The sequence below is a fragment of the Flavobacterium johnsoniae genome, from assembly GCF_030388325.1.
Classification (GTDB): Bacteria; Bacteroidota; Bacteroidia; order Flavobacteriales; family Flavobacteriaceae; genus Flavobacterium; species Flavobacterium johnsoniae_C.
Window position 1 is genome coordinate 4,168,299 of record NZ_CP103794.1, and the last position, 12,466, is coordinate 4,180,764.

General features: G+C 35.9%; 7 protein-coding genes. 1 reads left to right on the forward strand and 6 read right to left on the reverse strand.

Annotated elements, in window-relative coordinates; genetic code table 11:
* Positions 1–42: 42 nt before the first annotated feature.
* From NYQ10_RS17850 to NYQ10_RS17860, 3 genes are all read right to left on the reverse strand, one after another.
* Positions 43–1,722 carry a hypothetical protein gene (locus NYQ10_RS17850; RefSeq protein ID WP_289877581.1) on the reverse strand — a complete coding sequence of 560 codons (1,680 nt, stop codon included), beginning with the start codon at positions 1,720–1,722 and terminating at the stop codon, positions 43–45.
* Positions 1,723–1,854: 132 nt separating this feature from the next.
* Complete coding sequence (locus NYQ10_RS17855) at positions 1,855–4,041, reverse strand: alpha-L-rhamnosidase C-terminal domain-containing protein (RefSeq protein ID WP_289877582.1); 2,187 nt, start codon at positions 4,039–4,041, stop codon at positions 1,855–1,857.
* Between the two features lie 431 nt (positions 4,042–4,472).
* Entirely contained in the window at positions 4,473–5,264 is a 792-nt protein-coding gene (locus NYQ10_RS17860; protein WP_289877583.1) for an AraC family transcriptional regulator, read from the reverse strand.
* Between the two features lie 128 nt (positions 5,265–5,392).
* Between NYQ10_RS17860 and NYQ10_RS17865 the strand changes: the two genes are divergently transcribed.
* Complete coding sequence (locus NYQ10_RS17865; RefSeq protein WP_289877584.1) at positions 5,393–6,607, forward strand: MFS transporter; 1,215 nt, start codon at positions 5,393–5,395, stop codon at positions 6,605–6,607.
* A 325-nt stretch (positions 6,608–6,932) separates the two neighbouring features.
* Here the strand turns inward: NYQ10_RS17865 and NYQ10_RS17870 are convergent, their stop codons facing one another.
* The 3 genes from NYQ10_RS17870 to NYQ10_RS17880 form a co-directional block, all read right to left on the reverse strand.
* Positions 6,933–8,513: a sodium:solute symporter gene (locus NYQ10_RS17870; protein WP_289877585.1), complete on the reverse strand. Its 1,581-nt coding sequence runs from the start codon at positions 8,511–8,513 to the stop codon at positions 6,933–6,935.
* A complete protein-coding gene (locus tag NYQ10_RS17875) occupies positions 8,510–9,574 on the reverse strand; it encodes a Gfo/Idh/MocA family protein (protein WP_289877586.1) in 1,065 nt (354 codons plus the stop codon). Before NYQ10_RS17875 ends, NYQ10_RS17870 begins: the two co-directional genes overlap by 4 nt.
* A 177-nt stretch (positions 9,575–9,751) precedes the next feature.
* The gene (locus NYQ10_RS17880) at positions 9,752–12,268 is read right to left on the reverse strand and encodes an L-rhamnose mutarotase (protein ID WP_289877587.1); all 2,517 of its coding nucleotides are present in this window, start codon (positions 12,266–12,268) and stop codon (positions 9,752–9,754) included.
* Positions 12,269–12,466: the final 198 nt, after the last annotated feature.

Genomic DNA, 12,466 nt, shown 5'->3' on the forward strand with positions numbered 1-12,466 from the left:
AAAAAATTTTTCTTTTTGCATCTTTCTTCTTCCCACTCTCTTCTATTTCTTCAATTCTTTTAAACGAGATTCCATTACGCCTCTGTTCAGTTTTACTTTTACCATTCCTGTTGGATGAAATCTTCTTTTCAAATCGATTGCATTGTACACTATTGTGTAAACGTCATTCCCTTCTGGGATTAGACAAAGCGGAGTTCTCATAATATCCCACCATTTATCCACTTTGGTTTCGATTGGAAGATAATGTGCTTCTGCCCAATTAACGCCATCTGCTGATAAGGAATACGCAATCATGTTCGGTAAATGATGTCCCCAGCCGTCTGGGCCTCCATCGAAAATCGCGATGTACATTCCGTTTGGCAATTGACTCACGATTGGATTTTCAACAAATAGCGGATGCATTGTTTTTATTGGTTCCAAACCTTTATTCATTCTTAACCAAGGACCTTCTAAACTTTTAGATTCGGCTAAAGCTACAAACCAGCCTTTTCCTGATTTTTTTGGATAATCTGCCCAAGAATTAAACGGATAAGCACCGCTGTAAAATCCGAAATATTTATCTCCAACCTGATACGGAAAAAACGAAGCAACGCCTTGACGACCTTCCCAAGGTTGAGAATCTAATCCCGGTTCCATAATGATTCCCATATCTTTATAAGGTCCGCCAATTCCGTTGATTCCTTCAACCGTTGATTCGCAACGCCAGATTCTTCCAAATGAATGATTTGGTTCAATTTCTTTACTTACGGTATAAGCCAAATAATAGCCATACCATTTATTTGCTTTTTCATTAAAAACAGGCATATACGACCAAATCGCTGCACGACGATCATTCATCGGGTTATCATCTTCTGTAACGGCGTAAACACCGCTTGCTTGATAAATTGTAGATTCTCTTTTCCAATGAATGGCATCTTTACTTGTCCAATGTCCAATTTTAGTTTTTACACGATCGTAATAATAATCTACTCCTTTTTCTCCTGCTCTTTCTGTTGGAAACATATGATACGTATCGCCCACTTTTACCACACGTCCGCCCTCAAAACCTCCTTGAATTCCTTCTGTTCCAGACATTCCTTCATCAATAACCGGTTTATTTTCTCCACCGATAATTTCAAAAAGCGGTTTCTCATCTGAAAATCCTTCAACGATAAAAGTTGGGTTCCAAAGTTTTCCATCTGGTAATTTAGCATCTCTGGCATTCAATTGCTGGTTGATTTTTAAAACTCCCAAAATAGCAAACAATCCTTTTTGATTTGGTAAAATAGTGTGAGTTCCTTTTCCGTAAGGAATTGCATAAACACTTACTGGCGATAAACCTGTAATTGTTACTCCGTTTTCTAGAATCTCATTATTATTTCCAATCTGATTTGCTTGTAAATATCCAGCATTTTTATCCTGAAAAACTCCAATTAAAACAGTTACTGGTTCTTTAAATTTTAATTGTAATGGAACATTATTTCCGTTTTTATATTTATCCAAAGGAAGTTCAACACCTCTTAATCCTTCCAATTCTGGAGCTAAACGAACAATATTATGTTTGCTTCCTGAAAATATATGAGCGTATTGTGTAGTTTTGAAAGTTTTGTAATTTGATTTTACAATTTCAAATGATGCTGGTTTCCATGCTGTGTTTTGTGCTGTGGCTTGAATGCAGACCGCCAATAGCATTAAGAATGCGGTTTTTAATTTGAAATTGTATTTTTTATTTTTTGAAAACATTGGTTTTTTATTTTTTTATTCTTGATTTTGCGTCATTGCGAGGAACGAAGCAATCGCATTTGCTATATCAAACTTTACGTAATCATTAGTGAGGTTGCTTTGTTCCTCGCAATGACATGCTGTATGAATAATTTACAAAGCCTTATAACTCACTTTATACTCCACATTCGGTTTTATAATCAACTGATATTTATTTTTTGCTAATTCTGTAATCGTTCCAGAGTTTGTTTTAGGTTTGCCGGCACTTTCAAAAATCAATTTTCCTTGTCCTTCGCCTGCTTTTACTTTGATTTCTTTGGTACTGCAATACACAGCAACTTCTCCGTTTGGTGTTGGTACTTTTCCTTCCATCCATTTTAAACCGCCAAGATTGGGTTTGATTTCATATTGGGAATAACCCGGAGCGGTTGGTTTTACACCTAAATAATATTTTCCTAATAAGTAAATCGGACTTGCGCCCCAAGCGTGGCAAAGGCTTTTTCCGTACGGACGCCCGTACATTGTTAAATGCTCTGTTCCTTTTTTGTTTGGATTATATTCTTCCCAGAAAGAGGTTGCGCCTTCATTCAACATTCCGCCCCAATAATCTTTCATTTCTTTTAAAACATAATTCTGTTCGCCCATTGCACACAAGGCTTCCAATTCGTAAAAACGCATATATGGTGTCGTGATTTGAAGAACGTCTTTATTGAGCAATACTTTATTTTTTACGCTTTGTTTTTGTTCTTCAGTAAAATAATTGAAGAAAATACCGAACATATTAGCGTATCTGGTTACAATATTTTGAATTTTTCCATCGATACGCTGGTGTTTCATGACGTTTTCTTTTTTATCCCAAAACACATCAAATAATTTCGTTTTTAAATCAGATCCTAACTTTTGATATTGTTTTTGATCTTCACTTTTACCAGCAATTTCAGCACTAACCGCCATTGCTTCCAAGCTTCTTGCTAAGAGCATTTGTTCAAAACTCACTTCTCCTGTTTTTGGAAGTCCGTCTGCCCAATCAATAAAAACCCAGTCACCTTCTAATGGTTCAAGGAATCCGTTTTTGTTTCTTCTTTCTAAACAGAAATCCATAAGCGATTTCATTCTTGGATAAAAAGTTTTGATGAATTTTGTATCGCCCGTGTGTAAGTAATAATCGTAAACGCCAACAAACCAATACAACGAATAATCCATTATGATATTTACGTGAGCCGTTACAGGATCTTTTCCGCGAAGCGCTAACAATGTTCTTTCTACCGAAGCCGAATCAAAGAATAAATAATAATTCATCAAATAACTTTGATAAGCATCGCCAGACCAAACCCAGCGATCACGTTTAATTCCGTCTATAAAAAATTCGCGAGAAGTTAAATGCATCGTATAAGCCGACACATCCCAAATTTTGTTCAGTTGTTCATCCGAAGATTTGAATGCACCACGATAGTCTAATGGCAAATATTCATAAAGCATCGAAATCGAATCGTATTTTACACCTGCATCTGCTTGCACCTGAACATAGCGAAATGCTTTCGAGCCATCATGTGTGTAGGTTTGAGATTGTTTTCCATCAAAAGTTAAATGATCTAAGGTTTCGCATTTAGCAGAATCCAGCGCTTCTTCACGAGATTCGCCATAATAAAGTGCGACTTTGCCTTTTCCTTTTAAACCGTGAATTTTAATGTAACCAAAAGTTTCTTTTCCAAAATCTACTAATTGGCCAGTTCCTATTTTTTCTGTTTTTTTAGCGCTTAAAGGTTTGGTTGTTAATTTAAATTCAGAAGGTTTATTTTCTGGCGAATTAAAATTCCAAGAACCAACAGGAACCCAAGGCGTACCAGATTGTTGTGCTTTTCCAGTTTCGTCAATCCAAAGCTTATCTTCGTTGGTTACTTTCCAAGAAGCATCAGATTTAATGTATTTTCCATTTATATAAATAGCCGGCAACACTTCCTGATTGTATACTTTAAAGGAAATTTTGTGTTTTCCGGCAGGAACTGCGATTGATTTTGGCTGTCCGTAAATTTGAACGCCATCTAATAGTAATTGAAAAGGTCCTTCTGAGAAGATTTTCACTTCGTCTGGCTTTGGAATATCTACTTCTGTTTGAAAAGTAACCAAAGCGTAAGGACTGTAATATTGCCAAAGCGGAGGAAATACGGCTTCACGTTCTGTACGTCTTACCTGCATTTTGTTGCTTAACCAAACTTCGAAATCTCCTGGATACCAGATCCATGTCGCTTCTTTTGGTTTTTCTTGTGCTGATGATAGCGAACAAAAAACAAGAGCAACAAAAAGAAGTAAAGTCTTAAAAATGGAAAAGCGGTTTAGCATAGTTAGTTTATTTTGGGACTAAAGATAAGTGTTATTTTTACATTTCACAACCTGCACTATCCTGCTATTTCATAAAAAATAATACTTTTTGATAATTTTTTAAGGGAAAAATTATGGCTTATCACTTTTTTAGTACTAAAAAAAATGATGTTATAATTTTATGGGACACTGATGAGACGGATTCGCTATCGCGAAGACGCTGATGAAAATGGATTTCTTTTTTCTCTTTATTGTCATTTCGACGAAGGAGAAATCTCCACGAGAAGCTCTACAAAGATTGGACTTTCGTTGCGGAGTTACTTGCGAAGATTTCTCCTTCGTCGAAAGGACAAAGATTATGGTTATCTTAGATAAAAACAAAAAAATCCGTCTAAATCCGCGTCTTTACGAAGTAAATCCGTTTTATCCGCGTTCTAATTTAGACTAACAATCTAAGCAATCATTCTTTCAGACTCGTTTTCATCTTCTAAAATATAATTAGAAGGAGTTTTACCTAAATGCTTTTTGAACATATAAATAAAAGCACTCGCTGTTTCGTAACCTAAATCTAAAGCGATTTCTTTTATGGATTGTTTTTCGCCCAAACGTTTTATGGCTTCGAGTAATTTTAATCGAGTGCGCCAATCACTAAAATTCATTCCCAACTCTTTGATGAATAAACGGGATAAAGTTCTAGCACTCATAAAAGAAAGTTCAGCGTAATATTCAATCGTTTTTTTGCTGGCAATATCTTCCATCAAAAGTTCGACTACTTTTTGAAGTCTTTCATGATTGGTTGTTGGTAAAAAAGTAGCACTTGGCTCAATTAAAGCTAGTTCATCCAAAAAAACGTCACTAATTCTTTTTTGCGATGGGGTGAGATTTCCATCTACTCCAAAAGAAATGATTTTAAAAACCAACTGCTTTAAAAACATCGAAATATCGAAAGAAAAACTATTTGTCGGCAATCCTTCCATAAAAGACGGATCGATAAAAACGCTGTAATAATTAACGTCTTTCTGAAAAGTAACCTGATGTTCAACTCCGCCCGGAAGCCACAAACCCTGTAACGGATTCACAACCCAGATATTATTTCCAACCACGACATTCATTACTCCTCGTGTGGCATAAATTAATTGTCCTCGCGGGTGTGAGTGCGAAATACACATTTCGTTAGTTACCATTTCGGTATAGCCAATAACAGGAATCGATGGATCTTCTCTGTATCCATGTTCTTGAGCCATTCGATATGTCCGAATCTGGTTATTCATTGTCCAAATATAGCAATTCTGACATTAGTATTCTTTTAATCTTTGCAAAAAATAATACAGCTGTTGTTTTTTAACCTAATTTAAAAATCAAAAAATATCTCATGGACACTATTAAAGCAAATCCTGACATAGTTAAAAAAACCACTTATTCGATCTTATTTATCATCAGTTTTTCTCATTTAATTAATGATCTTTTACAGGCTGTTGTTCCTTCAATTTATCCGCTTTTAAAAGACAATTTCAGTTTAAGTTTTACTCAAATTGGTATTATTACTTTGACTTACCAAATGGTTGCTTCTATTTTACAGCCATTTGTGGGAATGTATACGGATAAAAATTCTAAACCATACTCGCTGATTATTGGAATGTGTTTTACAATGGTTGGACTTTTCTTTGTTTCGATCGCTTCGAGTTTTATCAACTTATTATTATCAGTAAGTTTAATCGGAATTGGTTCTTCTATTTTTCATCCTGAATCTTCACGCGTGGCACATTTGGCTTCGGGCGGAAAAAGAGGTTTGGCGCAGTCTATTTTTCAATTAGGAGGAAATGCAGGAAGTGCCATCGGGCCTTTATTAGCAGCATTTATTGTAATTCCGCACGGACAATCATATATCGCTTGGTTTTGCATAATTGCGTTAGTTGGTGTTTTTGCTTTGTATAAAATTGCGATTTGGTATACGGCACATTTATCTGAGAGAAACGCTAATAAATCAGCATATAAAATTGAGACACATCATTTATCAAAAAATAAGGTAATTGTTTCGTTAGTTGTTTTATTGATTCTGATATTCTCTAAGTTTTTCTACATGAGTAGTATTACAAGTTATTATACTTTCTTTCTTATAGATAAATTTCACATCACAATTCAGCAATCACAAGTGTATTTATTCTTGTTCTCGGGTGCTGTTGCAGCAGGAACTTTAATTGGAGGCCCAATTGGAGATAGATACGGTAGAAAATATGTAATCTGGGTTTCTATTTTAGGTGTTGCTCCGTTTACTTTAATGCTGCCTTACGTTTCTTTATTCTGGGTTGGAACTTTATCTGTAATCATCGGATTGATTCTTTCTTCGGCATTCTCAGCAATTCTAGTTTATGCAACGGAATTATTGCCAGGAAAAGTCGGACTTGTAGCCGGTCTTTTCTTCGGATTTGCTTTCGGAATGGGCGGTTTAGGTTCTGCTATTTTAGGGAAAATTGCCGATGCTACAAGCATTGAATATGTATTTAAAATTTGTGCGTTTCTGCCTTTGATCGGGGTTATTACTGGGTTCTTGCCTAATTTGGAGAAGAAAAAGAAAACTCAGGAATAATTTAATCTCGCAAAGTCGCTAAGGCGCAAAGTTTTTTTTAAAGTTTTAATTGCGTCCCGATAAATCAGGATGAGAAAAAATATAAAGCACAAAAGGCTTTAGCCAAAATATCTACAATTTGGCTAAAGCCTTTTTCTATTCTTTTAAATATACCTCCAGTTAAAACTGGAGGCAACGTATAGAATAGCTTTGCTTTAATTTATAATATTTTTCAGAACATAGCCCGTGGTTTCAACCACGGGAAACGTATTTTGACAAACGTAATGTAATACATTGCGTTCCCGTGGTTCAAACCACGGGCTATATTTGAAATTCTTTGAATTTATCAATTCCCATTAAAAACCAAATACAAAACCAAAATCACCACTCCCAACAAACCAAACAAAAGCTTTACCTTTTTGCTAGTTTTAGGAATATCCGTTTCATCTGAAACATTAACTTGTGGATTTCTATCGGTTAAAGAAATAATAACGGCTGTAATTAAAAGGACAGCAAAAATGTAAAAGGAAATCAATAAAAAGTGAGGCCAAACTGGATATTTATCAGCAGGGAAAATCCATAAATATAAAACCCCAACAAACAAACTAAACGCAGAACCCCAAGAAAGTGTTGCATTTACAGCTTTTTTAGTCGTGCGTTTCCAGAAAACACTCAAAAGGAAAACAACAGATAACGAAGGCGCCAAGAAACCTAAAACCGCCTGAAAAATGTTGAACAAATTTTGTCCTTTAATATTGTCAATCGCCACGGCAATTAAAATCGCAAAAACACATCCAGCAGCAATTGTCAAACGGCCAATTTTAATTTGATCCTGAATCGTCGCCGATGGATTTATTTTCTTCACATAAATATCATTCGTAAAAACAGTGCTCAAAGCGTTTAACGAAGAACCAATTGTTCCTACTAAAACAGCAATCATCACGCAGATAACCAAACCGTTCATTCCACTTGGAAAAAGATTCGTAACCATGGTCATATAAGCCAAATCAGAATTGCTTCCTAATTCAGGATATAATGCATAACACAAAATTCCAGGTAAAATAAATAACGGCAAAGCCATAACTTTTAACCAACCAATAAAGTTTACACCCAATTGCCCTTGTTCTAGGTTTTTAGCTCCCAAAACACTCTGCACCATCGATTGATCGGTACAGAAAAATGCAACAGCAGCAACAGGATATCCTAATAAAATTGCAGGCCACGGATAATGTGCATCATCTGAAGGACGGACTAAATTCCAAAAGTTTGACGGTGTTTTAGCAATCAAAACATCTATTCCGCCTAATTTCTGTAAACCTAAAAAAGAAAGCGTTAACGAAACTACAATTAGCAGAATCATCTGAAAAACATTCACTTTTGCAATCGCTTTTAATCCTCCAGCAAACGTAAAAATTCCAGAGAAAATTACTAAAACGGTAACGCTCTGCCACATCGGAATTCCCAAAATCTGACGTACTAAAACACCTCCGCTGAATAATCCTAAAGACAACCAGCTTACTAATATTTTTACCAAAGCGTACCAAGCCAAAATATTCTGTGTACTGTCGCCGTAGCGTTTTCCCATATATTCGGGCATCGTGCTGACTTTACTCGCAATATATCTTGGCGCAAAAACCATTGCCAAGAGCAGTAAAAACACAAAAGCGTACCATTCGAAATTTCCCGCTACAATTCCCGTAGCGTAACCAATACTCGCAAAAGCCAATAATGACGAAGGCCCAACATTGGTTCCCCACATATTAAACCCAATGCTGTACCAGTTTAATGAATTTCCGGCCAGAAAAAGCGTTTCGTTTTTCTTTCTCTGCTTCATACTTACCACATATCCAATGACTAATAAAGCCACCAAATAACCCGCAACAATTACAAAATCAAGTGTGGTTAATTTATCGTAGATACTGTTCATAGTCCGTATTCGTTAAGAATATCGGCAATTTTAACCGGCATTCCAGTTTGCAAAGATTTATCCATTGCTTGTAATAAAGCTACCGTTCCAATTCCTTCTTCCATGTTTGGATAAGCTTCAAAACCTTGCTCAATACTGTCTGTAAAATATTCTAAATAATTCTGATATTCTCCGCCGTGATGACTTTGTCCTTCAAAACGGAAATAATATTTTATCGTACTGTCACCCCAAGTAATTACTTTTTCTTCGCCGGTTCTATCTGTAACGGCATAACGCAATTCGTGATAATCGGCTTGACTTGCCCCTTCTGTTGCTCTTAAAATCGTACTCATTCCGCTGTCACGTTGTGCTGGCTGAGTCGGCGAAGTATAAACACCGCTTACACGAGCAATTCTTCCATCGGTGGCTTTAAAGATAAAATGCATGGTATCTTCATTCTTCAATCCTGCATTTTGTCCGTTACTGCTGATCATTCCATAACCCATTACTTCCTGAATATTCGGCAAATACCATCTAATGAAATCTACAGGATGACTCAAACCTCCGTACAGCCATTTAAACGATTGCAAAAGCGACCATTCTTTCTTTAAAAACCATCTGTGATCGGCATGATATTGCGCTTCAATTGTAATTAAATCTCCAATTAAACCTGCTTCATAATCGGCTCTTTGTCTTTTTGCTGGTTCGAAGAAACGGGAACTTTGTCCGATAAAAACTTTCTTCCCTGTTGATTTGCTTAATTCTAAAAGCTCTTTAGCATCCGAAAGATCATCGATAAAAGGCTTTGTACAAACTACGTGTTTTCCATGTAATAAAGCTTGTTTTACGTGTTGCGCATGCAAATGATCTGGCGTATAAATGGCAATAATATCAATTGATGCATCGTTTAATAAATCTTCGTAATTGGTTGTATAAGAATGAAAATCGAATTCTTTTGCGCGCTGTTTACACAATTCTTCGTTTCGGTCGCATATTTTAACGAGTTCTAGTTTTGAACTTTCTATAGCAGCTGACATTGTGCTTCGTCCTTCTCCAAGTCCCAGAATGGCTATTTTTAACATGGTTTATTATTTTAGATTTTTGAGTTTAGATTTTAGATTATTTCCGAAATCTTCTCTGAGGTTAGTTTTGTTTTTTCACGCAGGTTCAGCAGATTGAGCAGATTTTCATTCTTCTTGATTCTCAAGAAAATCTTTCTTCTTGCCTCTTTCTTCTATTTATCTTTTCGGCTCTTTCTTCTACTTTTTCTCTTCCGCATTCACCTTATTCAAGAAAATCCATGTTTCGTCTGGTTTTCCACCTTCAATTCCCGATTGGTATTTTTTCATTAAGGCGTTCCAATCATCTACACGAGGATTATTTTGTGTTGTTTTCGGATTTAATTTATCCAGATTTTCGCCTTTCGGAATACTGATAACCAAAATCAATTGTCTGTCTTTCTTGAAAACCTGTAATTGCTGAAAATCGGCGTTACAGAAACCTTTGGCTACTTCTGGCCATTTTTCGAATTGCGTTTTATGATACTCTACATATTCTTTTTGCAATTTTTCATCAACAGGAAGATTTGCTGTTAAAACAATGTTTTCCCAATCTGATGCTGGTTTTGAATCTTTACATCTTTCAAAATTTTGGAAATCGTAAACCAAATCATCATAGATTTTAATTTCTAAAGAAGGAAAAGCGCCTGCCAATTTTCTCTTTGTTCTTTCAGGCTGATTCATTTTTCCGTAAATCACCAAATGATTTTTCCATTGATACAATTCCTGACCTACAATTCTAAAACCGGTTAAAGTCGATTTGATTTTTTCAATATCAAAATCAGAACCTATCAATTCGATCGTGTATGGTTTTGGCATTTCCTGCAATCCCCATTTTTCATCGATTACAACTTCTTTTTCTAAATCTTTGTAAGGTGCCCTAATCCCCGCAGCATCTTTAATCTTAGAACTTACATACGGATCGTTGTGTTCCCAAATATTTCCTTTTGGACCATTATGGTTTTTCAGGATTTTCTTTTCGGCAATCCAGTTGTTTTTAATGGTAAAACCTTCACTTCCTTCATCGGTATACAAATACAACCATAAAAACGGATCATGTGCATACGGACTGTTGTAAACTTTGTCGATATAATTTTCTTCTATTCGGCTTCCTGGTTGTGCCGAAAGTGTATAAATTCCAGCAACATCATGTAAATGTTTGGCGTAATGATGAATTTTATTACCCAGAATTTTATTGTTCTGCATCACATTTGGCGTGTGCGTCCAACCCCAGCCCATTGCCATTCCAGAGTACGATACATCCGAAATCTCGTTGTGTTCAATCGTAATGTTTCGAACAAAACCAGCGCTGATTCCTAAAGTTCCCCAATCTTCATTGGTTACGTTGGTGATTAAATTATCAGCAATTATTTCATCAGAACACATTTCTCTTTCATCTTTTATGATTAAAGGCAAATGCGCTTCAAAAGCTTCTTCGGAGAAAATTCCAACATTGATGGCACTTCCGCCGATATCTTTAAATAAATTTCCTTTTACGGTATTATGATTTGTTCCTTTATTTAAATCTAAACCAGTCGAAGACAAATGTTCAAAACGGCAGGATTCAAACTGAATGTTATTGGCATAATTTACTTCAACCGCTCCGCGAGGTCTTCCTACCCAAGCCTGATTTTCTAAACTTGCTTGATTTGGTGTTCCTGGAACTTTCAGTTTATAAGCATCCAACAAATACAAACCAGATTGCAACGGCACATGACCTTGCTGTGACGGACGAAGCCAGTTGCTGTATTGAAACGAAATTCCTTTAAACTGAAAATGATGTACAGGCGAATCAATTGTTCCTTTTACTTCAACCAGATTTTCTAAAACAGGTGCAGTTATAATTGCTGAATTAATATCTTCGCCAGCTCTTGGAATATAATAGATTTTAGCATTTTTCTTATCCAAATACCATTCTCCAGGCTCGTTTAAAAGCGAAAAAGCATTGTTTAAGAAATAAGCCGAATTTCCGTTGTTTTTAGAAATCCAAGGTGCAGGCCATGGATGCTCACTTTGAATACGGCTTTCTGGTTCTTCAAACGAAAGTTTTGCGCTGTCTTTTTGTACTTCGATATTTTTAATACGTAAGTTGGCATTCGACCACCATTGCACAATAAACATTTCCATTCCCGGTTGGAACTTAACCGATTTATCTTTAAACGGAATCCAGCAAGTTTGCTCTTCGTGATTCCAAGAAAGAATACGTTCCATTGTGGTTCCCGCAGTATTTTTGGCTCTTACGGCTTTTTTGCCGTTTACCCATAACTGTCTGTAATCAATCAGACTTCCTGCTTTTTTAGGAGCATCGGCTACCCAAACAGCACCTTTTTTAAGTCCGTTAATAACCGTTGTCGATTTTGTCCAATTTTTAATTTCGATTCCACCGTTTATAATTGGTCTTGCATTTACATCGGCTTCAATTGTTGTCGGACTATCTGCAGTTCCAGAATCTTCAGGACGCACAAATAAAGGTTCGTTTAAATAATACGTTCCGTTCATCACTATGATTCGGATTCCGTCTTTTATCGATGGATCTTTTAAGCGGCGAAGTTCTCTCGCTTTTCGCATTGCCATGTGAACCGTTGCCAACGGACTTGATTTTGTTCCGATATTCGAATCTTTTCCTGATGGTGAAACCCAGATTTCAGCTCCACTTGCCGAAATTGTAAATACCATTAAAAAAACAATCAGTAATTTGTTGAAGGAAGTTAAATGCATTATTTATAGTATTGATTTTTTTCTTGAGCTAAAATTACGAGGCATTTATTTAAAGCGCTATAATTTTTACAAATAATTGTATTTTTAACACTTTTACCAAATAACGACGACAATTTAAAAGAATATAAAATCACATGCATCCTGTACCCTCCTGTAATATTGACTTCAAGAAATTATCTTTGAAAATTTGACTTTTAA

Coding starts and splice junctions, on each gene's coding strand:
- NYQ10_RS17855 (WP_289877582.1), bottom strand. CDS start 4,041: ATGCTAAACCGCTTTTCCATTTTTAAGACTTTACTTCTTTTTGTTGCT.
- NYQ10_RS17875 (WP_289877586.1), bottom strand. CDS start 9,574: ATGTTAAAAATAGCCATTCTGGGACTTGGAGAAGGACGAAGCACAATG.
- NYQ10_RS17860 (WP_289877583.1), bottom strand. CDS start 5,264: ATGGCTCAAGAACATGGATACAGAGAAGATCCATCGATTCCTGTTATT.
- NYQ10_RS17880 (WP_289877587.1), bottom strand. CDS start 12,268: ATGCATTTAACTTCCTTCAACAAATTACTGATTGTTTTTTTAATGGTA.
- NYQ10_RS17865 (WP_289877584.1), top strand. CDS start 5,393: ATGGACACTATTAAAGCAAATCCTGACATAGTTAAAAAAACCACTTAT.
- NYQ10_RS17850 (WP_289877581.1), bottom strand. CDS start 1,722: ATGTTTTCAAAAAATAAAAAATACAATTTCAAATTAAAAACCGCATTC.
- NYQ10_RS17870 (WP_289877585.1), bottom strand. CDS start 8,513: ATGAACAGTATCTACGATAAATTAACCACACTTGATTTTGTAATTGTT.